Source organism: Hymenobacter aerilatus (assembly GCF_022921095.1).
GTDB lineage: Bacteria > Bacteroidota > Bacteroidia > Cytophagales > Hymenobacteraceae > Hymenobacter > Hymenobacter aerilatus.
Map to the genome: position 1 here is coordinate 1,160,552 of NZ_CP095053.1, position 22,660 is coordinate 1,183,211.

The 22,660-nt window shown below is 60.8% G+C and carries 20 protein-coding genes; 11 read left to right on the top strand and 9 right to left on the bottom strand.

The window, feature by feature from the left end; all coding sequences use genetic code 11:
- Nucleotides 1–15 precede the first annotated feature (15 nt).
- Genes MUN82_RS04925 through MUN82_RS04945 form a run of 5 tightly spaced genes read left to right on the top strand, consistent with a single transcriptional unit; the run spans nucleotide 16 to nucleotide 2,852 of the window.
- Nucleotides 16–546, top strand: coding sequence for a WG repeat-containing protein (locus tag MUN82_RS04925; RefSeq protein ID WP_245095415.1), 531 nt, complete (start codon nucleotides 16–18; stop codon nucleotides 544–546).
- On the top strand, nucleotides 546–1,172 hold the full coding sequence (locus MUN82_RS04930) for a M949_RS01915 family surface polysaccharide biosynthesis protein (protein WP_245095417.1): 627 nt from the start codon (nucleotides 546–548) through the stop codon (nucleotides 1,170–1,172). Before MUN82_RS04925 ends, MUN82_RS04930 begins: the two co-directional genes overlap by 1 nt.
- 44 nt (nucleotides 1,173–1,216) lie before the next feature.
- Nucleotides 1,217–1,810: a hypothetical protein gene (locus MUN82_RS04935; RefSeq protein WP_245095419.1), complete on the top strand. Its 594-nt coding sequence runs from the start codon at nucleotides 1,217–1,219 to the stop codon at nucleotides 1,808–1,810.
- Nucleotides 1,811–1,832: 22 nt separating this feature from the next.
- Nucleotides 1,833–2,111, top strand: a complete 279-nt coding sequence (locus MUN82_RS04940; RefSeq protein WP_245095420.1) for a hypothetical protein — start codon at nucleotides 1,833–1,835, stop codon at nucleotides 2,109–2,111.
- 27 nt (nucleotides 2,112–2,138) lie between these two features.
- Nucleotides 2,139–2,852 carry a hypothetical protein gene (locus MUN82_RS04945; RefSeq protein ID WP_245095422.1) on the top strand — a complete coding sequence of 238 codons (714 nt, stop codon included), beginning with the start codon at nucleotides 2,139–2,141 and terminating at the stop codon, nucleotides 2,850–2,852.
- Between the two features lie 60 nt (nucleotides 2,853–2,912).
- Here MUN82_RS04945 and MUN82_RS04950 read toward each other — a convergent pair whose 3' ends face one another.
- The 5 genes from MUN82_RS04950 to MUN82_RS04970 all read right to left on the bottom strand — a co-directional run bounded on the left by MUN82_RS04950 (nucleotide 2,913) and on the right by MUN82_RS04970 (nucleotide 11,105).
- Nucleotides 2,913–3,200: a hypothetical protein gene (locus tag MUN82_RS04950; RefSeq protein WP_245095424.1), complete on the bottom strand. Its 288-nt coding sequence runs from the start codon at nucleotides 3,198–3,200 to the stop codon at nucleotides 2,913–2,915.
- A 119-nt stretch (nucleotides 3,201–3,319) separates the two neighbouring features.
- On the bottom strand, nucleotides 3,320–5,857 hold the full coding sequence (locus MUN82_RS04955) for a DUF4132 domain-containing protein (protein ID WP_245095426.1): 2,538 nt from the start codon (nucleotides 5,855–5,857) through the stop codon (nucleotides 3,320–3,322).
- A gap of 54 nt (nucleotides 5,858–5,911) precedes the next feature.
- Entirely contained in the window at nucleotides 5,912–6,304 is a 393-nt protein-coding gene (locus MUN82_RS04960) for a hypothetical protein (protein WP_245095428.1), read from the bottom strand.
- A gap of 160 nt (nucleotides 6,305–6,464) precedes the next feature.
- On the bottom strand, nucleotides 6,465–9,689 hold the full coding sequence (locus MUN82_RS04965) for a DUF6493 family protein (protein ID WP_245095430.1): 3,225 nt from the start codon (nucleotides 9,687–9,689) through the stop codon (nucleotides 6,465–6,467).
- A gap of 75 nt (nucleotides 9,690–9,764) precedes the next feature.
- The gene (locus tag MUN82_RS04970) at nucleotides 9,765–11,105 is read right to left on the bottom strand and encodes an SWIM zinc finger family protein (RefSeq protein ID WP_245095432.1); all 1,341 of its coding nucleotides are present in this window, start codon (nucleotides 11,103–11,105) and stop codon (nucleotides 9,765–9,767) included.
- Between the two features lie 298 nt (nucleotides 11,106–11,403).
- Here MUN82_RS04970 and MUN82_RS04975 point away from each other — a divergent pair, with 298 nt between their 5' ends.
- The 6 genes from MUN82_RS04975 to MUN82_RS05000 all read left to right on the top strand — a co-directional run bounded on the left by MUN82_RS04975 (nucleotide 11,404) and on the right by MUN82_RS05000 (nucleotide 17,934).
- Complete coding sequence (locus tag MUN82_RS04975) at nucleotides 11,404–12,597, top strand: hypothetical protein (RefSeq protein WP_245095434.1); 1,194 nt, start codon at nucleotides 11,404–11,406, stop codon at nucleotides 12,595–12,597.
- A gap of 132 nt (nucleotides 12,598–12,729) precedes the next feature.
- Entirely contained in the window at nucleotides 12,730–14,046 is a 1,317-nt protein-coding gene (locus MUN82_RS04980) for a transposase (RefSeq protein ID WP_245095435.1), read from the top strand.
- Nucleotides 14,047–14,048: 2 nt separating this feature from the next.
- A complete protein-coding gene (locus tag MUN82_RS04985) occupies nucleotides 14,049–15,035 on the top strand; it encodes an SPFH domain-containing protein (RefSeq protein WP_245095437.1) in 987 nt (328 codons plus the stop codon).
- A 655-nt stretch (nucleotides 15,036–15,690) separates the two neighbouring features.
- Entirely contained in the window at nucleotides 15,691–16,485 is a 795-nt protein-coding gene (locus MUN82_RS04990; protein WP_245095438.1) for a hypothetical protein, read from the top strand.
- 32 nt (nucleotides 16,486–16,517) lie between these two features.
- Nucleotides 16,518–17,306: a hypothetical protein gene (locus MUN82_RS04995; protein ID WP_245095440.1), complete on the top strand. Its 789-nt coding sequence runs from the start codon at nucleotides 16,518–16,520 to the stop codon at nucleotides 17,304–17,306.
- Between the two features lie 28 nt (nucleotides 17,307–17,334).
- Nucleotides 17,335–17,934: a hypothetical protein gene (locus tag MUN82_RS05000; protein ID WP_245095442.1), complete on the top strand. Its 600-nt coding sequence runs from the start codon at nucleotides 17,335–17,337 to the stop codon at nucleotides 17,932–17,934.
- A 335-nt stretch (nucleotides 17,935–18,269) separates the two neighbouring features.
- On the opposite strand, the gene MUN82_RS05005 is transcribed toward MUN82_RS05000, so the two are convergent.
- From MUN82_RS05005 to MUN82_RS05020, 4 genes are all read right to left on the bottom strand, one after another.
- The gene (locus MUN82_RS05005; protein ID WP_245095444.1) at nucleotides 18,270–18,872 is read right to left on the bottom strand and encodes a hypothetical protein; all 603 of its coding nucleotides are present in this window, start codon (nucleotides 18,870–18,872) and stop codon (nucleotides 18,270–18,272) included.
- Nucleotides 18,873–19,082: 210 nt separating this feature from the next.
- A complete protein-coding gene (locus MUN82_RS05010; RefSeq protein ID WP_245095446.1) occupies nucleotides 19,083–19,511 on the bottom strand; it encodes a beta-class carbonic anhydrase in 429 nt (142 codons plus the stop codon).
- A 30-nt stretch (nucleotides 19,512–19,541) separates the two neighbouring features.
- The gene (locus MUN82_RS05015; protein WP_245095447.1) at nucleotides 19,542–20,819 is read right to left on the bottom strand and encodes a YeiH family protein; all 1,278 of its coding nucleotides are present in this window, start codon (nucleotides 20,817–20,819) and stop codon (nucleotides 19,542–19,544) included.
- Between the two features lie 180 nt (nucleotides 20,820–20,999).
- Entirely contained in the window at nucleotides 21,000–22,655 is a 1,656-nt protein-coding gene (locus MUN82_RS05020; RefSeq protein ID WP_245095449.1) for a hypothetical protein, read from the bottom strand.
- Nucleotides 22,656–22,660: the final 5 nt, after the last annotated feature.

Sequence of the window (22,660 nt, forward strand, 5' to 3'; positions counted from 1 at the left end):
TCCTACCCTGCATGTATGCGCAATTTTCTGACCGGCTGGTGGGCTGTTGTTGTGGTAGGGCTACCGGCCTGTCAGGCGGCACCCGAGCCGCCGTGGCGACTAGTGCAGCGCCCCACCGACGAGGCCTGCGCCTACGTGTCGGCGGCAGGCGACACGGTTATTCCCTTTGGGCGCTACGATAGGAGCGTGACCGAACGGTTTGACCGCGTGGCTATTGTGCACCGGGTAGGGACGGGCTGGGTCGGCATCGACCGGCAGGAGCGGGTGCTTTTCCATCCCTACCTCTTCGACAATGGCCCCGACTACCCCGCCGAGGGCGTCCTGCGCATAGTGAATGCGGCGGGCCTGCTCGGCTACGCCGATACCGCCACCGGGCGGGTGGTGGTGCCGCCGCGCTACGAGGCCGCGTTTCCCTTCGAAAAGGGCCGGGCTAGGGTAGGACGGGGCTGCCATACGGAGCAGGCGGTTGAGCACTCGTACTGGACCTGTGCCACGTGGTCCTATATCAATCACCAAGGTCAGGCGCTGACCGATTCTATCCGTTGATGATGCGTGTAGCTTTCTTCCTGATTACGTTTTCCTTCGTGACGGCATCGGCGCATGGGCAGGTGCAAGTCAAGCCGTTGGCGCCGGCTGCCGTGCCGGCTACCCTGAAGCGCACTGGCCGCGTGGTGCAGGCCCTGCGCTACACCGACCGCACCGGCACCTACACCGTGCTGGCCACCCAAACCGGCGCCCGGCCCGACCCCGCCGCCAAGGACACCGACGATGCCCAACGCGCCGACCTCTACGCCTACCACTACTCGGCCAGCGGCGCGCCTACCTGGCAGGTGCACGACTTCGTGGAAGAATGTCCGCTGGATATCGGCGCGGAGTTTCGCCCGAAAGGCCTCACCGTGACGGACCTCGACCAGGATGGCACGGCCGAAATCTGGCTCGTGTACCGCACCGTGTGCCGTGGCGACGTAAGCCCCAGCACCCAGAAGATTATCCTGTACGAAGGCTCGCGCAAGTATGCCGTGCGCGGTACCAGCCGCATTGCGCTGGGCGGGGGGCAGTTTGATGGCGGCACCTACACCTTCGATGCGGCCTGGAAAACCGCTCCGGCTGCCTTCCGCCAGCACGCCGAGCAGCTATGGAAACAGCACCTCACGGAGAAGGTAGGGGAATAAGGCAGGCGCTATCGGCACAACTTATTATGACAGTTCTTGGTACGATGTCTCCTCGACTAACTCCGATTTGCGCCTCCCTAAGAAGCAGACGCCTGGCGTGGTCGTTGCTGGCCGTAGCCAGTGTAGTGGGCTGCACCCACCAGCCCGACGCTGCTACTCCGCTCGCCACCCGCCCTACCCTGGCCCCACTCGCTACCGCAACCTACGCCGGCGAATACCGCTGGGGCCGGCCCGAAGCCGACGAGTCGGGCGGCATTCTGATAGTCTATCCGGAATCCGACTCGACGGTTCTTTTTCAGGTGGATGCCAACGATGGTCCCCCGGCATACCACTTGGTGAGCGTGATGGGGCGCGCCACGCTGCGCCACGACACGGCGTACTACTTCGTTAAGGCGCCCGGAGACGAGCAAGGCTGCCAGCTGCGCTTGGCTTTTGCGCCTACAGCCGCTACCGTAATCAGCGTGCGGGGCTACACGGAGGACTGCCTGTTTGGCAGCAGCTTCACACCCGACGAAACCTACCGGCGCGTGAGCCGCCAAGTGCCCACCTACGTACTCGATAGTGCCGGCGACACGTTGCGCTTTGCTCAGCTGCCGCCTGAGCAACTGCAATACGCGCAGCATCTAACCCGCCGGTAGCGGCTGCCCCTCATTCAGTAGTATGACCATCGCCAGTTGTTTTGCCTGTGGTGAGTTTAAAGTGGGCGCCTTCACGCCTTGCCCGGCGTGTGGCAACGCGCCCGCCACGCTGGAGCAAGAAGCGCAGTCTTTGGCCCTCACTGACCACTATCTTGCGCCCGAGGAGCTGGAGCACGTGCGCCAGCAGGCCGCCGTCGGCCAGCCCATCCACATCGACCCTGTTTTCTACGAGCAACTGCTCCAAACCCTCCGCGACGAGCGCACGGCCCGCGCCAACCGTCCCTGGTGGAAGTTTTGGTGAGCACGTCGCCCATTTTACGCTGCCGCCATGCCCCGCCGTCCGCCTACCCCGCCTGCCCCCCGGCCTACCCTGCGTAGTCAGGTTGTTATCAATCCGCTTGGTCTGTGGGCTGGGGGCATGTTTGGGCTGGGCGTATTGCTGCTGTTGATAGCCGCTCTGAAAGCAGCGGCGGGCAACGAGCAGCGGGCCGTTACGGCCGGGCTGCTGGGCCTAGTGCTATTGCTACTGACGTGGCGCCGGGTGGCCCGCCGCAACTGCCCCATGTTGCTGACCAGCAGCGCCGATGCCTTGCACCTGGAGCCCGCCAACCACCGCCGCGCGCACGGTCTCAGGGCCGAAACCATTCCGCTCGCCAGCATCGTGGCGTATGCCCACTGGCTTCGGGTGCTTCGGTTTCGGGCGTTTGCGCAGTACCACCTGCGCCTGGAGCTAGCCGATGGCCGGGTGCTGCACCTCGCCGACCAGCCCCGCTCCGCTGCCGATGACCCTACCGGGACCGTGCGCCTAGATGCGGTGGCCCGGCGCCTGGCGCGCCGAGGCAAAGCGGGGCCTCGCCGGCGTCAATCCTTCTACCTCACCCAAACGGCCCGAGCGCTACTGTGGGGCAGCTGGGGCGCTGTAGCGGCCGGCCTGGCTCTGGTAGGACTAGGCCAGGATATGGGGCTCTTTCTGGTAGTGCCGGGCGCAACCTACTGGGCACTGTATTCCCTGGGCCGTGGCTCGGCGGAAATCACGGCCTAAGGGAAGAAGCGGGCAGGTAACCTGTTCCGAGGGTACTGTTTTGCAGGTTGTTGGTCGGTTTCAGTCGCCAAGTCGCGCGGTGGCATCGCGGGCAACGTATCCCAGCATGTAGTGCTCGGCATCGCGGTACTCTGGTTTTGGCATACTGGCCAGCCACTCATGACCGGCGGCCAGGGCTTGCTCATACGCCGTGTTGTTATCTTCACCGGAAGCCGAGAAGACGTTGCCGTGCACTTCCAGCTCCGTGCCGTTGGGTAGGGTTTCGTAGGCGCGCAGGCGCCAGCCGCCTAGCTCACCCGACCGCGGCCGCACGGTGAACCGGTAGGGGCCTCTGATTTCCTCTGTCATAATAGCGTTTTTGTATGTTGTAAAGTAAACAAAAGCCGTGTGTGGAGCTATCAAGCAGCGGCTTGCTTCAGTAAGCTCAACAGGACTCCATATCCTAGAGATGATGAGCAACTACGGGCCTATAGCTGCCGCAAAATGGTTTGGTCGGTAATCTTATCATCGTCCATGAGCAGAAGGGCTTTGCTGAGGATGATGGAGAGTACGGCGTCGCCCTCAAAGGGTAGGAACACGTCGGTGGCGCCCGGTTTTTTGCTGGTGCGGTCGGGTACGATGCACAGGTATTGGTCATTGGGCTCCATGAGAATATTGCCCGAGCCCAGGTGAATCTTGTAGACGTGGCGGTGGCCCTTCACCACCAAGAAGTTGCCCTTGATTTCGCTCACTTTCCCAATTTTCAGGCGCGGTACCAGCCGTTGTAGGGCCAGCTTGCGGGTTTTGGCCACTTCGCTCAGGTCGCCAAAGGAGTAGCTCTCCCAGTAGTTGCGGTACTGGGCCAGGCCGCCGTTGTCGCGCCACTGTGGATCGTTGCCCACTGAGGCCACGCCTACGAACAGGTCCACGTCGCGCATCACCTCCGAGAAGGGTAGGGGCGGCACTTCGGGCAGCGGCACGGGCTCGTTCTGGCGCACAAAACGCACTTGGTCGGTGCTAACGTAATTGTAAATACCAGTGTCGTTCCACTCGCCATCGGCGTGCACCTCGCTTACCCAGAACTCGGCGGCGAGGTCGTGGGTAGGGAGCAGCAGGGTAGCAATTTCGGAGTCGTAACCTTTGTCGTAGGCGCCGAGCAAACTGTAGCGCCAGCCGCGTAGCTTGGCTAAGCTATTGAACTGGTGCTGTTTGAGGATGTGCGCGGCCATACGGTTGGAGTAGGTGCGGGTGCGCTCCTCGGGTGGCGTGAGCAGGTACACCTCTCGGAACGCCTGCTTTAGCGGCTGACGCAACTGCTTGTCTTCCAGCAACTGCCGCCAAGCCAGTACCTCGTCGGTGGGGGCCAGCACGGGGTGCCAGAGCTGCACCTGCGTGTCGGGGGTAGGGATGGGCACGGGCTGCCCGTGCGCGTCCTGCCAGGTGTCGTGCTGAAACAGCGCGTCTCGCGTGGTGCCATCGGGGTAGTGCAGCCGCCAAATGAGGGGCCGAGCCAGCAAACTCATCAGGCCATGCTGGAAATAATACTGCTCGAACCAGGGCCATGGAATCCGGCGCTCCTCCACGAAGCTGCGGTCGAGCCGGTCGCGCTGGGTGGTGTAGGTTTGCTGGGCCTGCGTTTGGGCGGCTTTTAGCTCCTTTAGCTCGTCGGCGTGGGTAGCTTTGAGGGCCGTGGGGGCGCTTTTCAACGGCTTGTCGGCTTTCTGCCACTGCACATCGGCTTTGCCATCGGTGAGGGTAAGGGTAGCGGTGTAGTCGCCCAGCGTCTCTACTAGCCGGCCGCCTTCCAGCCCAAAATTGGGCACGGCCATGTCCTCAATCTCGGCCGGGCTCACACCCAGTTTCACGGATTCCTGCGCAATGTGGCGGGCAATCAGCTCCTGGGTATTGGTCTGGCGGATTTTGGAGCGCACCCGCGCCAGCGCTGCCACGCCGGGCAGGCCGTTCTGCGACAGGGCCAGCAAACAGGCATTGCCCAAGCCAGCGGCCAGCGGACCCTTGCCCGGAATTTTGCGGAAGCACTTGGCCGCCAGTGCCGTCAGCAGTTCCAGCATAGTGGCGTCAGCCAGCGGTTGAAGGGTCCAGATCAAGCCCTTGGCAACAGTGGCGTTGGCGTCCGTGAGGAAGTCCCAGGAGGAATAGGTGTAGGTACGACCATCGCCGTAATCGTGCGTGTGTGTCTGCTCCGTTACGGGCGTAGCAACCAGCAATTGGAGCCACGCCTGGCCTTGAGTACGAACGGTATCGGAGCCTATGGCGGTGGTGGCAGCGTCTAGTTCCTGGCGCAGTTTGGCAGTAGGCTGGGAGGCGGTGGCTTTTTGCCAACGTTGCAGCAGGCCCAGCCACGCGGCGGTTTTTGGGTTGGTGCGGTCCAAATCAGCCACAAACTGGCCGAGCGCCTGGCCCAGTGGGTCGCCATCGGCAAATACCACAACGGGCAGCATATCGTCGCCGGTGGCCTGGCCCAGTATTTCCTGGGTTTTGAGGTGTATTTTCAGCAAGTCGTTGGCTTGACCGGCGGTATGGTCGCGTAGCTGCCGCAAAAAAGTCAGCATCGGCTCGCCCAGGGGTCCGCGCTTCGCCAGCTTGGCTACCTGATGCAGGGTCAAAAGCACCGGGAAGGGGTAGAAGTGCAACGACACGTTGTCTGCATCGGTGAAATCGAGGCCGTAGCTGGCAAACAGGCGCAGGTATTCGGCTTCAGTAAGGCTGAGCGTAGTGCGCATCAGAGCCGTCAGCACCTCGCCCAGATCCCACCGGACGCGGTAGTTTTCTTCCCGGCTCACGCGGTTGATGGCCGTCGTCAGGGCCAGCACCAGCCGGCTTTGGTAGGCGGTATTTTGACGGCGTATCTTCTGGTAAGCTGGCAACTCGTTGAGCTTGGTGCCGTAGCGTTTGGCGAGCAGCTGGGGTAGCAGCTCTAGTAGTATGGGCTTCATCTCCACCGCTTCAGCGCTGGTATCGTCTAAAATAGCTGGGTTGAACTCTTCTTGCTTGGTGGTTGCCATAGGGGGAGTAGGAGACGTGAAAAAGGCCAGAAAACGGTCGAGCAGGCGCATCACTCAGCCACCTACCAGCGGCGTGAGCTTCACGAAGCTGGCCGTCGCGCCCGCGCCCAGCCACACGTCTTCGTCTAGGCTCTCGGCCTGCCGGTCGTTCACCAGTACAAAGAATCCGTTTTGCTGAAACGCTTCCAGCGCTTTATATACTTGTTGCTCGGCATCAATGAGCTTGCGCGGGCGCAACTGATAGCCGTTCAGCACCCGTTCCGATTCGGTGGGCTGAATCAGACCCTGAAACGTACCGCTTTGCCGCTCGTTGTAGGCCGTCACTTCGTCGTGCACGCGGCGGGTTATCAGCTCGCGCACCGTAAGGGTTTCTTGCGCAATTTCCAGCTCCAGCCGGTGCAGCACGTTGCCACTGGCGGTTTCGTCGAGGATGGTGAGTAGGGGCATAGGTAGGGGTTGATGGGACGTGAACTGTCGAACAATATGCTACTTCTGGCGCTCAACAAGGTACGTGATTCGGGGTAGGGAAGGGCGTATCAATACAGGGAACAGCCCTGCTCAAGGTCGAGAGCAAGCGCTGCATTTCGCCAGCGTTGTAGCGCCACTGCTACTTTAGCAGAGCTCCAACCGTCTTTCTCAAGCTGCCTACCCGCTGCCACTCGCGCAAGCGGTCCTGCACAGCTTCCGGCAGTGGGCGGTGCACCCGGCTCAGAGTGTCGGCGTAGGCATCGAGCAACTTGGCGGTGTTGCGCACGGGCGTGGCGGGCAACTGCGTCAGCAGGGCTTCGAGCAATTGGCACAGCGCGTCGTCGGTGCGGGGACTGATAGCGCGGGCTTGGGACAGGTTGTCGGCGAGGCGAGCCAAGGGCGCCCGACCAGCAGCCAACAGACGCCCGAGGGTGCGGCCTAGGTCGGCGGGCACTAGGCGGCCGGTGTCGGTGGCGCTCAGTAGTACTTCTAGCGCCATCGCGCGTACGGTAGCAGCCTGGTGCACCAGCCCGGCCGCCAACAGCGTGGAGGTGCCCACGGCGTGTCGCGGCCCCATGCCCAGCAGTCCGGCCAAGGTGAGCTGCACAGCATCGCGGGCTTCGGAACCGGCGTCGTCGGTGCGGCAGCAGGTACGCAGCACGTGCCAGTGCAGCGGCTCGGGGTTGTTAGGAAGCAGGGCTACAGCAATCGGCACATTGAAACGAAGCGTCCAGATGTAAGAGTTGATAGGCTGGGGTAGGCTGACGTAAGCAGCGTAAGGCAGCAGTGGAGACGGTCGAGCAGCGGGCGCGTCGGGCACCTGTAGTTCTACGTGTTTAATAGTAGTAGTGGGCTTGGCCTTATCCCAGGTGATGACGTAGGTAAGCGCAACTTCGGCCATGGTCCAGCCTGGTTGCCAAGGGCGAGCTAGGCCAGGCAGTTTGCCCAGCGCTGCCAAGGCAGGCAGCTCGGCGGTGGGGTAGCGGGTACGGGCAGCCACGGTCCATAGCCAGGGTAGGGCATCGGCTAGATCAATGGGAAATGTCGGCTCAGTTCCGGTTTTAATAGGAATGAGCTTGCTGAGCTTTTCCCTGGCGCGCTGCAACAAGCTGGGGCCAGCCGCTAGGTCAGCAGATGGTAGCCATGCAGATAGCTCGGTGGCATGAGCTGGGGTAGGCGTGGGTTCGGGTACCAACCTAGGAGCCAGTGGCGTAGTCGTTTGCGTGGCATCGGATCCGTAGTGCTTCAATTTCTTGGTTTGCGGCGCGTCAGGCGCGGCGGCACAAGTTTCGGGTGTGGCGTCAGGTAGCAGCGCGTCTTCCTCAACAGGAGCTAGCAACCAGGTGAGCAGCTCACGCAGGTCGGCGTTGTGCAATTTGGGTAGACGGGTGCGGGCCGCGCGGGCATCGTCGGGGTGCGACCATGCGCAGCGGGCCAGGGCCACAACCAGGTCGGCAGCGTCGGGTGTTTCGGCAGCGTCTTGGTAGCGCAGTAGCTTATCCACCAATGCGGTAGGCGCCACCCAGTGCGGGGCGTGCGTAGCAGTGCTCAGCAAGGGTAGGGGCGCGGACCCAGGTTGCAGACGAGCCTCGGCGGCGGCCAGGCGGCGCTGCTCCAGGTACAGCAGTGGGTCTGGCGCATGGTACTCGTTAGGACGTAGTTTGATACGCGCTACCTGCGGCTGCTCGAAGCCAGTAGCCAGGCCAAGCACCAGCGCCACCAACAAATCATATGGCCCCGACCGGCCGCTGGTGCCGGAGTAATCACGCAGGTGGGCCGTTACCTCAGCCAACGTCCTGTTTGTCCCCAGCGTCCCTAGCTGGTTCAGGGCTTGCTGCACATAGGGGTGCAGTTGGGTGGCATAATCGTTTGGCAGATGCGGATATAGGCGGAGCAAGCCATCCACCCAGCGGTCCACGGCTATGGGGTCGTCGGCGGCTAGCAGGGGGCCTGTCAGGAACAACAGCTCGTGCCAGTCGGCTACCGGGACGAGGGCGTTAGCGGGACTGAGGTCGGGCTCGAAGTGTGGGCGCGGCGCGTAGCCAGCTTCGGGCGTGGTTTCAACCTCAGCGGCAGCCGCTACCGTGAGCCAGGGCGCCAAACGGGTGCGGGCGGCAGGAGCCAGCAGATCGGCGTAGGTGGCGAGAGTGACGGTGGTTTCTTCCATTTCGGCGGGGGAGAGCAGCGGCTGCTTGGCCCCCAGCACTGTAGCCAGCAAGCGGGCGGCGCGGTCCTGCACGCCGGCATCGGTGTGGGGTAGGGCGGCCGTGGCCAGCTGGGTGAGGGCCGCCGCTTGAGTGGGTTGCTTTTTCAATAGCTTCTCGAAACCTGCTAGCAATGTTTTTAGGCCTGTTTTCAGGTCCTGTCGCGTCATTAGACCGTCGGCGTATTGCAGGAGTGGGGCAAGGTCGAATCTGGGCTCATCCCACAGACTTTTCAGTTGCTCGATAGCAAAATTGACTACTACCGGCAGTGGGTGGGCTAGCAGCTCCACCAATTCGCTTTGCCGGGCCAGGCGCTCGGCGGGGGTAGGCTTCAGCTCCGTAAACAACTCTTTGAACCACCCCAGCAACGGCCGCTTGAAGTCCCGGCGCAACGCCAGCAGGCTCCGCGTGAGTAGCTCGTCGCGGCTCAGGTCGCCGGCCGCGGCTAACGTGGTCAGTAAGGGTTTCCACCCAATCGAAATGCCATCGGGGTAGGGGCCAATGTATGTGCTGTCGTAGTTAACGTTGGTTTCGTAGTCGAACAGTAGCCACACGTCGCGGCGCAGCAGTTCGGGGTCAGCGCGTAAGTCGTTGAGCACAAATTCTTCTACTTCCGGCAACGTGCGTTTTTGTTTGTTCTCTGCACGGGCGTAGCGCGAAAGCCGGTTGCCAAGCAACTGGGCAAAAGTGGGCATATCGTAGGCAATAAGTCCCTCACGCTCCAACGCTCGCAGCTCTGTATAATCAGGAGCCTGCCACACATTGGCGCGGGTAAGAGAAGCCAGCATGTCGCCCAGCCAGTCGGGCCGCGCGTGGCGCAGCACTTGCCAATACAGATCGTAGAGCTGTTGGCTTTCCTGGGGGTTGCGCAGGGTCCAGGGCAGCTCGAAGCTGCGTGCCAATCCTTCTTTGCGCGTAAAGGTGGCTACTCCTGCCATCGCCAACATGACCTGCTGCTCGGTGGTGAGCAGGCGCTCATAGCGCGTTTGCCCCTTTTTATCTTTTATCTGGCGATACTCCTCTAGGTGCTTCTTAAGTTTCTGCGTAGGCCGACGCAAGGTCATGGCTTCCTTTTTGTCGAGGTTCAGCAGAAAAGGCACCAGCTCCTGAGCGGTTTTATGCAGGATAATGTCCTCAAACGTTTCGGCAGGGGTAGGCATAGAGAAGCGGAGGTATTGAGTTGTATGCTAAAGAATTATAAGCTATTGATGTGTGCGTCGGCTTAGCAAGGCGACCTACCCAAACCGTAGCTGCGCCGCCAGAATATGCTTGCACGGCCCGCGCTGGCCCTGATGGCCCGTAAACCACGGACAGGTGCAGCGGGGCGGCTCGTTGCTGCCGAGCACCACGGTGTGCCACACGCCGGTGCCCCGCACGCGTACTTCGGTGCGGCCCTGCGGCCCTACGCCTACCAGCTGCACATCGTCGGCGTTGTCGAGTAGGGCGCGGGCATTTTTAAGGCGTGGATTCAGCTTCAGGATGCGCTCCGTTTTGAAGGGTAGGCGCCGGTAGAAATACTGGTTTTCGCGCAAATCAAAGCCCAGCAGGCCCAGGGCCGAGAGGTGGGCGCACAGCCGCGCTACGGTAGCGCGGCTCAGGTCGTGCGTCAGGCCAAACAGGGTAGGGTTGAACGTTTCGTTGCTCTGAAACAGATTGTTGGCGCCGGTCAGCCACTCAGCCGGCAGTTCCTCGGCCAGTGTTTCGAGCTGAGCACCTTCGCCCGAGAAGCCGCGGTTTACCTCCGCCGACAACGCCAGCAGAAACTCGTGGCCGCCGCCCAGCGTCAGCACTACGGCGCTGGCCTGCCCATCGGGGGTAGCGTATATGCGTACGGTTTCGCTTAGCGGCAGCAGGCCGTCGAGCAGGCGCAGGCGGTGCGCTCCGCCTACCCGCACGGCTCCCGGCCCCGCTACCGGCGAAAAGGCTGGCCGGCCCCCGCGCAGCACTAGATACGTGTCGGTACGACTGGTACCGGCGGGTAGGGTTTGCAGCAATTGGGCGGCCTGCACGCGGCTGAGCGTCAGGCGCTCCTCCATGTGGGCAAGGTAGTCCTGCGCGGCCGTGAGGCCCCGCAGCCACCGCTCCGGCAGCGCTACTTTGCGCTCGGTCACGTGGCCAGCGGCGTGCTCCAGCGTTACTTCCTGTTGGCCTACGCTCAGCCGCACCGGCTCGGTACGGCTAATCCTACTCAACGCATTCACCATCGGCTCGTTGAAATCGACGTTGGTGGTGCCGCTGTGCACAAACTCGCCGTCTAAGGCATCCGGGCCCAGGTCGAGGCGGGCGTACACGCCATTGCACGACGAAAACGCCTCGAAGCGCAGCCGTTCTGCCCCAGCCGTCACGATGGGGTCGCGCAGGGCGGCGCTTTGCGGCACGAAGCGTGAAGCTACTACTTTGGCTAACGTGGTTAGTCCGCGCGCTGCTAGCCACGGGTTGCGCAACTGGCCCCGAAAAAAGCAGGCAGCGCCGGTAGCCGGAGCATTCTCGGCGTAAGCGGCTAGCAGCAACGTGTCGCCTTCTGTGCGATGAATCAGCGTAGAAGCCTGATCGTAGGCATAAGCGAAATCGGTCATAAGCGTAGTTATTAAATAAAGGCAGAGCAGACAAATAGAGGCGCTACTGCCTGCTCAGTGTACTGCAAGTATACGAATATAGTTACTTTTAATTGCTAACATATTTAGTTTATTTATGCTAGCTAACATTTTTGGCTATTGATGACAAGGCGCATGCATATATATGCACAAGGAATGGGTAGGTGACACATAGAAACTGAAGTAGTTATCCGAGTAGATCCAAAACGGTAGCACGTGCCTTCACCACGAAAAAGCAGCCATTCATGACTGCTAACGGCTTTTTACGTACTGTTGCGTCATGGCCAAAACCCTGCGTCCCATCCTGTGTCCTCAGTGCGGCAGCCCCGCCAAGACCACCCTCGGCCCCGACCTGTTCCGATGCGACGCTTGCCAAACGGAGTACTACCTCGACTCCGATGACGTGACGGTGCATGTGCAGCACCACTACCCACCGACTCCAATCCCGACCCCGCCAGCACCTATGGCGGCGCGGTACTGGGTAGCCAGCCTCTTCTTACTCATTGCTATTGGAGCGTTGACGTGGTTGTACCTGCGGAACGCCCGGCACCCCGAGCAGGCCAGCCAGGTAGTCAGCAAGCCGGTTTCCTACCTCACCCGCTACCTCTACGCCGACGCCCGGCGGCAGCCCGTGTACGTGACCTTGCGCACCGAGGCCCCACGCTGGGGCAGCGACTCCACTGCCTGGACGGCCGTCTTTCTGGACCCGCGCACCGGGCAAGTGCGCCGCGAGCAGAAGCTATTGCCCTTGGGCCGGCACCCCGACAACCATATCTACTCCTGGCACACGTTTCCAGGCGACCGGGTGTATCTACTGGGCAATGAGCGGCTCTACCTCATCGAAAGTAACCCCGACCGCCTGATCGATGTGACGGACACGTTGCTTGTGCGCTTTCCGCCGGCCAGCAGCGGTGTGGCCCAAATCGAGTTTGAACCTAGCTACGAAGCGCTGCGCGTGCTCACCAACGACGGACAGACGTTCTTTTATCTACCTGCTTCCGGCCATGTGCTCTCCAAGGGCGAGGCCTTGTATCGCGCCGCCTACGCCAACCTGCCCCGCCGCTTCTTCACGTTTGAGTGGCCCGAGCGGACAGGGGACGAGGAAAGCTGGCCGCTCCTACTGGCCAACCGCCCTACCCACTACCCGGTCGTCGCCTTCGACGACCTCACCCAAAACCGGCGCTTTTTTGAGCCGCGCATACTCTATCAGGATGCCAAAACGCTGCTGATAGCCGTGGCCCCTACCGCCAAGCGCAACGGCCCCGCTGTGGTGCAATGCCTCGACGCCAAGACCGCCCGCCTTCTGTGGAGCCGCCCGGCTAGCCCGTACACGTTCCACGAGGCCGTGCGCACCACCGATGGTTTCGCGCTGGCCTACAGTACCGGCCCAGCGCAAGACTACGTGCACGGCATCGTGCTGCTGGCAGACGACGGGCGGGAACTACATGATTTTCAACGCAAGCGATTGGAGTAGAGCGGGAAAGGGTGGGTCGTTAGATACTTAGCAGCTTTCTGGAAAAGACGGTAAGCTACGGCCTAGCAGCTCACTGAACCCGGCAGGAACATCTCGCCAAGCAGTACCGTAGGGGAGTATAACTATTCTGGTATGGCCAAGACGATTAAGCCGCTGCAATGCCCCACCTGCGGCAGTCCGCACAAAGCAGACGTTCGCCCCGACGTGTACCATTGCCAGAGCTGCGGCACCGAGTACTTTCTCGATTCAGATGACATCACCATCACCCTGCGGCAGCAACCAACGGCCGCCCACCCACCGGCGTCGCTGCCGCAGGCAGTGTGGCAATGGGTGTTGCTGGGAATGGTGTTGGTAGGACTGCTGTTTGGCGTCGCCATGTGGTTGTTTCGCCCCAGCCGCTCGGCTAGCGTGCCGGTAGCCACCTGGCCGCCCGCCCTGCCGCCCCGCTGGGGGCTGGCCCACTCGCTGCTACTGCTGGGGCCAAAACAACAACCCGTGCTCGTGGTGGCCGGCAACCACAACAGCGGGGACTCTCAAGCGGCCGATTCGGCGCTGGTGGTGTTCTACAATGCCACTACCGGCAAGCGGCTGCGGCGGGTAGCGTTGGCCGGTCAATCCAATGGCCTGGACACCGACCTGCACCTCAAGTCGTTTTCAGACGGTACCGTGCACGTGCTCTACCACCGCACGCTCTACCGGCTGAGCACAACGCCGCCAGCCCTGGAAGATGTGACGGAGCAACTGCTGGGTAAGCAACGGGCGCTGGCGAGCGGAGTAGCCAGCCTCGACCTCGGCAGTAATGAATACGACCGGTACCAGGTGTTCACCAACGACGGCCACCACCTGACTTACTACCCCCTCATTGCCCGCACCTACACCGAAGACGAGCACTGGAAGGCGGAGCGTGGCCTCAGCAGCCTGCGCCCCGACAGCAAGGTGCGCCCGCGCTTCACCTTCACAAAGCCCAGCTTCAAGTACCCCGACGCCCCCATCCAGCTCGTTGCCTACCAAGTGCACGATAACGGTGGCGGGCCGCGCGTCCACCCCGATTTTTCGTGGCAAGATGACTACGGCGGCCCTGGTTCCTACACCGACGCCGACCCGCACACCAAGCGACTTATTTCGCGTGAGGATGCTGCCATTAGTCGGCTGATTTCCTACCGTGATTTCACACCTGGTCGGCTGTATTTCGCGCCCAGCGTGCTGTTTCACGATGCCGACGTGGTGCTGATAACCTGCCAGGCCAACGCCGCAGCCGATAGTCCACAGGTGGTGCAGGCGCTGGATGCGCGTACCGGTCGTGCGCTGTTTACTACCCCGTTGCCCGCCCAGGCCCCGCGCCCCCGGTTGGGGCTCCGCTACCCCGGCGGCTTCGTTATTGGGCGCGACCAAACCACCTACACCCTCAGCCCCACCGGCAAGCTCGGCCCGGTTCTTACGTATCATTAGGTATGGCATTCAACTTTTTTCGCGGCCAAACGGCCCAGGTTATCCAGTGGGACGCCCCTCAGCCAAGCCAGTTGCTGTGGCAGTTTCCCTCGCCCCACGACGAAATCAAGAACGCCAGCCAGTTGCTTGTAGGGCCCAGCCAGGGCGTGCTGCTGGTGTATGAGGGTAGGGTAGCCGAGGTACTGGACACGGAAGGCCTCTACCAGCTTCGTACCGATAACCACCCGTTTATCACCACCCTGCTCAAGCTGCGCACAGGCTTCGAGAGCGAGCACAAGCTGAAGTTATACTTCTACCGACGGGCCGAAAACGTGAACCAGCCGTGGGGCACTGCCGCCCCCGTGAAGTACCTCGACCCGGTGTACCAAGTGCCGGTGGAGTTGGGCGCGCACGGCAATTTCTCGTTTCGGCTAGCCGATGCTCGTCGGTTTTTTACGGAGGTAGCAGGCCTCGCCGAAGCGTATTCGGTGCTGCAAGCCAAGCTGCTACTGCAAAGCCGCATTGCACAAACGCTGGCCACCCAGCTGGCAACCGCAGGCCTCTCGTATCAGCAGCTCGATGCGCATTTAACCGTTTTGGCCGAGCAATTACGCACCCCGCTAGCCGCTGAGTTTGCTCGCCTGGGCATGGAGCTGACGGATTTTCGCCTGACGGGTACTGTGTTCGATGCGGTTACGCAGCAGCGCATCGGCCGCGTGGCCGATGCCGCCGCCACCACCCAAGCTGCCGCTACAGCCGGCCTGAGCTACGCCGAACTAGAAAAGCTGCACGCCCTGCGCGATGCCGCCCGCAACGCCAGCGGCCTGGCCGGGGCGGGCGCCCAACTGGGCGCGGGTGCCGAGCTAGCCCGCCAACTAAGCGCCTCCGCTTCGCCTACCCCTCCCGACCCCGCCGAGCAACTCCAGAAGCTAAAGCAACTCCTCGACGCGGGCGTTATCACGGCCGAGGAGTTTGCGGCCAAGAAAAAGGAGTGGTTGGATAAGTGGTAGGCGTTCCTGTGGGCTGAGCAGAGGGTAGGGCTACGCGCATCAGCAGCTCTGTAGCCGAAAGGAAATCTGCGTGGGTTCGTTGGGGTCGGCGCAGAAGTAGACTAGCCCGGAGTCGTGCTAATTAAGAAGGACTCGCTTTATCCCATGTAGCTACAGAACTGATTTTGCTATCGAGTCCACATGCTGCAAAGCATAAAAGCATTTGTCGGCGCTGACAAAATAGAGTGTCTGCCATACGCTAGTGGGTTACTTACTGTAGCGTTCAGTATATACCTACACGTATTTCCACTGCCTATACCACCTACCATTATGGCCTCATCTACTGCGCAATGGCCTTTGCCTGGCCAAGTTGATCCGAACCTTACTCCGTGCGCTTTCTGCCGGCGTCGGCTGCGTATTGCCGGCAAACCAGTTTTCACTTCCTGCTCATGCAGGGCCTTTGGGCCGGCGGTTACCAACGCGGCGTTGGTAGCGGGGGCGCTGGCAGTAGGAGCCGTTGGCTGGTGGGCGTGGAGGCAAAAGACTTCGCGCGGATGAATCGGTACTGAATACGGCAATGGGTAGGCTGCGTAGCGCTCAGTTTGGGCCAATGCGTGAGGAGTCTATACCCATAGTAAAGTACTCGTTCCTACCCCTTCGTTGATGGTATATGCTGATGAAACCCTTGCTTTGGCTCGTTGCCGGCGCTAGCTGCCTGGTTGCTTGCCGCCCCGACTCGCCGCCTTCTACGCCTGCCGCCCGCAACCACGACAACCTTCCTGCTGGCTCCTACCGCTCGGGCGACGCCGACCAAACCTCTACTCAGGACACGCTGCACACCGCCAATGGCACCGTGCTCTACCTGAAACCGGTGTCGGCGGACTACTTTACCCGCTTCCCCGACCAACTCGGCGGCTACCTCGACAGCACGCTGACTGCTACCAGCGGCCGGGTACGCCGTCAGTACGACGACCTCATTTTTCAGCCCGAACACGGCCCACAGGTACGCTTCCACACGGTGTTATCCGGCGTACGTGGCCCCGACGACCCCACCGGGCGGGCCGTGCATCAATACTGGGGCGAACTGCCTACCGCCCACCAGTGGGTGGTAGCCACGGAGGAAGAAAACCGTCAGGTAACAACGTTGGTTGACCAGCGCACCGGTCACCGCACAAAGGTAGTGGGTCAACCGGCCGTGTCGCCGGATGGGCGCTACCTTATAGGAGTGCGCAGCGACCAGGCCAACGACGGCAGCGACGAAAGTGCCACCGGCATGCAGCTATATCAACTCGGGACCGGGCCACCGCGCCTGCTCTGGACGCGCGAAACGCTGCACTGGGGTGCTACCCGCGCCCGCTGGAGTGGTCCGCGCACAGTAGTCCTGGAGCAAGAACGCACGCCCCCAAGCCAGGAAGAAGAAGGCCCACTGCCTACCTACGCCGAACTGACCGTACCGGCTCCACAAGAATAAGCTGGCGCACTTTCCATCTAGTATCCTCCCTCATGCTACTCGGCACTTACTGGTACTACGGCTTTCCGGAAGGCCTTTATCACTACGACTACTTCACCTACCGCCCCGGCATTGGTGGCATGGCGGGCGGCCCGGCCGAGCTAACCGTCACCGTGCAAGCGCCTGATGCCACGGCGCTGCTGGCGGCCGTGCGCGTCGTCGCTGCCCGCTACCCGCAGGTTTATTTGCTGGCCGAAGCGCATGATTCTTTGCTGCGCCTCACCATCGGCGACTGGGCACTATCCGACTACGCCTTTTTTGTGGCAACGACGCTGGAAACCGTCTTGCAGCAGCACGCCGCCACTCGCACCACTGAGGCCCTACCCAACGGCGTGCCGCTGCTACGCCTGACGGAACCCGACACCGACGATACGCCGCCCTACCGCTACGGCGGCATCTTCGAGGCGGTCAGTGCCCGCAAAAAGAAGCACAACGCCGAACACGCCCTCCTGCGCCTCGATTGCCACGTACCGTTGGCGCACAAGGAATCTTTCCTGCATGAGTTAGACGCGCTGTGCCCGTCGTTTGGGGTGGAGGTGTTTTATTACTTTGACCGGAAAGTGGCTGACCAAATCAACCTGATGCTCTTCTTCAGCAATGGCCGACAAGGCGTAGGCGGTGCCCCCTTGCGCTATACCAACGTCACGACGCTGGCCGACGCCGTAGCAACGGTCATGACAGCCCACGGGGCAGCGACCGGCCACCTCGGCGGCTATCCAGCCGACTACCCCCGCCGCGGCCCGCACGTGCTACGTATGGTAGATGCCGAGTTTGTATTGTAAGTATTTGTCTCTATAAGACTTTTATTTCATGAATATTACAATAACCATCAGCGTCTTTTCCTGCCTCTGGTTGTCTGCGCTTACCGTTCTGTCGCAAGTTTCCCCGTCTGTCTCGCCACCGCTGCCAGCCGCTATCCGGCGTGCCCTGCCGGCGGGCTACCAGGTGCTAGCCGCCGAGAAAGGCGACCTGAACCGCGACGCCCTACCCGACTACGCCGTGGTGCTGCACCGCCCCGATGAGCAGAAAACTTCCGATGTCATCGACCATCCCACCAAGCGCCCCTTGCTGCTATTTGTGGGTGGGGCCGGCGGCACCTACACCCTGGCTGCCCGCTCCGACAACGCCGTGTATTGCGTGGACTGTGGCGGTATGATGGGCGACCCGTTTCAGGGGTTAACGCTGAAAAACGGCTACTTCACGGTGGAGCACTACGGCGGTAGCGGCCAGCGTTGGACCCGCCTTATCACCTTCCGCTATGATGCCACGGCCCGCACCTGGCTGCTGCACCGCGACGGGGGAGAGTATTTCGACGCTTCTGACCCCGAGCACAGCAAAACCACCATGCGCACTGCCAAGAATTTCGGTCGGGTTGTCTTCACGAAGTTCGATATCTACAAGGAAGAGTAGCCGGGTACTATCGTCTGAGCCAGCGGGGGCAGCTTTTGCGGCAGCGGCGTTTGTGGGTAGACCGCCGCGCAGGCCGCCACCAGCACCGATAAAGTTGCAGTACGACCTGGCTTGGGCTAGCCTACCGCGCTTGCTCCAGTGTCTGTCGGTGTCGGCCAGGCGCTCGAAGGCTGGACACTGCCTCGCGTTAAAGTGGCAAGCGCATCACTTGAGGCTACCGTTTTCTGCTAGAAGATTCGTCCTTCGTCCTACCTGATAGCAACGCCAGTGCGGGTGTGTTGTAATACACTGTAGCCACGGGGTAGGAGTGCAATGATGCAGCCATATGTGCTATGTTAGGCATTAGCGAACACGCTGCACCAAGTGGCGTAGTATGAGCCTGCCCAGCGGCGCATGCGGGGGAAATACCAGGCTGCGGCCTGGGGGGCCAGGCAAAAGTCCTCCGCATCGTCCCGAATCACGTCGGCTTCGAAAGCCGTAAGGGCGTGGTGCTGGGCAATGGTACACAGCAGCCACTGCCCAAGCGTGTCAGCTATTGTGTCGCCCGCTTCCCAGTCCCCGTTGCCATGCCACCGCTGCGTAATACCGGCTTCGGGCTGAGCCAGATCAAGTACTACCGGATCACCACCTTCGTCGCCGAGCAGGAAAAAATCAGGATTCCACCCAGGAATGGGGGTTTGCGTAACCGGATTCCAATTGTAACCGGGTTGGTGCTGACCCAGGCTGGTCAGTCCATACAGCCGAAACGGGTTGCCAACGGTGTCAAACGCTGCATCTTGCGCGGGAGCTACCTCGTCAAGGTAGTAGATGAGCTCCGGTGGCAGCGGTTGCGTGAATTCCTGGGATAGGCGGGTAGCCGCGTTGCCATGACCGAGAGGGAACGGAAAGCCACAGGGCCAAAAATGACGTATTTCGATGAAAGCATCGGGAAGATTCATCGGTAGCAAAAAGGCATTATACGGCAATGATAGGGTTTGGCATAGCTGCCCGGTAGAGCGCGATACCCAGTGCACGCTTGCTACTATACGGGTAGGTATTGATGCTAAACAGATGAATGATAAGCAATATAAAGCCAAACGATATAGTTGGGTGTAGTGCATTTGGGTAATGGTAAGAAAATGCCTTTCACCCGCGGTTTTTCTCCTCGGCTACTCCTCCCGAGGAAGCTGTACTTCCAGGAGCTGATTGTGGCGTACGTCGTACACGTAGCCAAACACATGTATTTCTGCGGGCAGTTGGGGGTGCTGGCAGATACGTGCCAAATCGGAGGCTACGGCCGCTGTGAGAGCCGGGAAGGAAGCGGGCATCAGTGCTGTAATGACCGGCACCTTATTCGATAGTGTAGCGGCCAAATCGGCATCGGGTAGGTGTACGCCACAATCGGTATGCTGGATAAGAAACCACTCGCGGGTGCCCAGTACTTGATGGGACAGCAAGAGGGCCTGTAGCATTTCGTCGGTGACCCGGCCACCGGCGTTGCGCAGGACGTGGGCACTACCCTTGGGCACGCCTAATAGGCGCGTGGGGTCGAGGCGAGCATCCATGCAGGTGAGAATAGCGAAGCGGCGAGTAGGCACAGCAGGGTGGGGAAAGAGCAAACGGCTGCGTTATCGGAACAGCAGCCACGCAATGAGAAGAGTGATAAAAATGTTGAATGTCTGGGCCAGCAAGAAGGCGTAAAGCGGCTTCTTGTTTTCGTGCTTGAACAAGTCTTTGAAATTGGTTTCCAGACCAATGCTCGTAAAAGCCAGTGCAAACCACCAGCCCTGGAGGCTTTTCAGACCGCCTTTCACGGCATTGGCCGTTTCAGGAGTCAGGGCAAACGAGAAGAGCAGCGAGGCAGCCACAAAGCCCAGCACAAACTTGGGAAACCGCTCCCAGATAACGCCCAACGTGGGTTTGGCGCCTGGCTCGGTGGCATTGGGGTGCTGCGTGTAAGTCCAGTACAAGGAAATGGCGAAAGCAGCCAAGCCTAACAGCACGTTCTGCGAGAACTTAACAATGGTGCTGATCTTCAGGGCCTCTTCGCCTACCAGCGTCCCCGACGCCACCACGGCCCCGGTGGTGTCGATGCTGCCGCCCAGCCACGCCCCGGTAACTTGCTGCGAGAGGCCCAGCCACTGCGCGGCGTAGGGCATGAGCAGCATCATGGGAATGGCCGTGATGAGTACCAAGGAAATAACGTAGGACAGCTTCTTGCCGTCGCCCTTGATAGCTCCGGCCGTGGCAATGGCCGCCGACACACCGCAAATGGATACGGCGCTGGAAATCATCATGGTTAGCTCTTCGTCTACCCTTAGTCGGCGGCACAGCCAGAAAGCAAAGTACCACACCGATACGACTACCACCAGCGCCTGTGCCAAACCTAATGAACCCGCCTTGAGAATATCTGTGAAAATGACGCTGGTGCCCAACAGTATCAATCCAATTTTTACAAATAGCTCGGTGCTGAGCGTGGCCCGCAGCCAGTCGGGGAGGCCCACCAGATTGCCGATGAGCAGACCGGCCAGTAGACTAAAAATCACGGCTTCCAGCCCCAAGTCGCGGGCCGTTTTGCTGCCGGCTGCCACTAGGGCTAGCAGCGTGAGCAGGTACACAATAGGAAAACCCAGGGCGTAGTTTTGTAGAGGCCGATTAGTGAGCCAGGCGCCTACCGCACCCACGGCCGCCAGGTACACGAATTGAATAAAGATCAGCTGCAAATTGGCTGCTTGGAGCACTTTGCCCGTCAAATCGGCAGTGGAGTCCCAAGTGAATACGGGTACGGCAAAGGGCAACCCCAATAAGGAAAGCCCGATAAGCAACGTGCCCAGCACCACAACTACCCAGTCTTCATGCAAGCTAAGAGCGGATTTGGTGGGGGCGGTTTCAGTGACAGTTGACATACTGGAAGAGGTAGGAAAAGAAGGTGGCGAGCAACCAGCTAGCGAATGAGCTGCTCTATGTATAGAAAGGCGAATGAGAGAGCAATACGTTGCGTAGGGTAGGGAAAGAGTGTACAGTTATCGGCATCTTGAATGGCGCCATCTTTCGTCACTCCTGGTGCTACCAATCAGCTCGCTGCATCATCTGGGTTGCTCGACTGTTTCGTACTGCCCAGCCGATAGCGCCGACTCCGACAGCGTGTACGTGCGGTCTACGCGGCTTAGCACCACGTAGAGTGAATCTTTCTGCTCGATGAGGCCGCGCAGCACCACATGCCGGCCCCCATCGGTGGTGCGGTAGGTGAGCGTCATTCGGTCGCGCTGCTCCGGTTTCTGTTCCGTTTTAATACCCCGTTCGCGCCGAGTGCTCCAGGCTGCCGGATGGATGGCGTGGGTTTCGTCGCCGATGCGCGCTTGGGCATCGGCCGGAATCCAGCTGGCCAGAGAGGCCCGGTAGCGTACTTGGGCATTGTCTTCTAACTTAGCACGTGCCTGACCGCGCCGACCTGCTTTGCCGGTGAGCACCTTGCTTTGCAGGTAGAGCGTATGCGTTTGCGGATCGGCATCATAGTAGAACACGCGCTGCCCGCCCGCTAGGCCAGTGGTTTCGAAGGTGCGGTTGATGTCGCGCATGGGCGAGCCGCCGCCGTTGGAGAGGTCGAGCTGGTGGGCGCGGTTCACCTTGTACGTGAAGCTAGTCCACTTCTCGAAAGTAGCCTGCTGCCAGCGCACACTGTCGAGCGGGGAGTAGGGTAGCACCCGCCCATTAAGGCGAAACTCGGCCACGTTGTAGAGCCCGCGCAGCTCGGCTACGCCTTTTTGTGCCGGCTGCTTATAGGGGTCAAACGTGAAGTTGAGGTATTCCAGGTACGTCAGATAGACCAGGAAAATGCCAATGGTTGCCACTTTCAGCCCTAAGCGGGTGAAGCGCAGCCACGTTTCCTTGAAACGAGGGTAGTAGTGGTAGGGCACCGTGTATCGCTCCCGAATCAGCAAGTTGTAGAGGTTGGGTACATCCTGCACCAGCAGAAACGCCGCCAGCAGCACAAAGTAGGAGCTATACACATGCACGCCCCCGTCGTAGGCAAAGTTGACAAACACGATGTCGCCGAGCGCGCCCAGCAGCAGCGCAGCTCCCAGAAACGTAGTGCGTCGGAAAAACAGCAGCACGCCGGCCAGCAGCTCCACTACTCCCGTAAATACCTGGTACCACGGCACAATTCCAATTTGCAGCCAGAAGATTTTCTGGGCCGTCATGTCGCCGAAGTCACTGTTGAGCAGACCGATAGAGGGATACGGCATCTGGGTAGGAAACACCTTAGTGAAGCCAAACCCAATGATGCCAATACCCGCCCGGAAGCGCACGATAACGCGGAGCCAATAGTAGAGCACCTCATACTCCTCGCGCTTGCGCGCCAGCAGCGTCCAGACAAGGCCTATCAGCAGGGCCAAGCCTAAGGCAATAAACCAATTGCCGTAGCCCAGCAGAGCCGGCGCGCCGCCTTCGCCGCCCCCTTTCAGGAAAAAGGAAGGGGAGAAGCGGGCAAGGTCGTACACGTCGCGGTAGTGCCCGTGCAGCCAGTCAATAGAAGCCAGGTTCTTGTACCAGCCCAGGTCACTAGGCAAGGACATCAAAATGAAAAACGGAAACGCTACCCGAAACAGCACGCGCTGCCAGGGTTTCCAAGGCCGACGGGCCGGCGTGGCCTTGGCGGGTGGGGGGGCGTACCCGGAGCGGTCCGCTGTGGCAACTGGTACAGTGGGTGTAGGCTGCGCTACAAAGGAAGTGGTGGACATCAGAA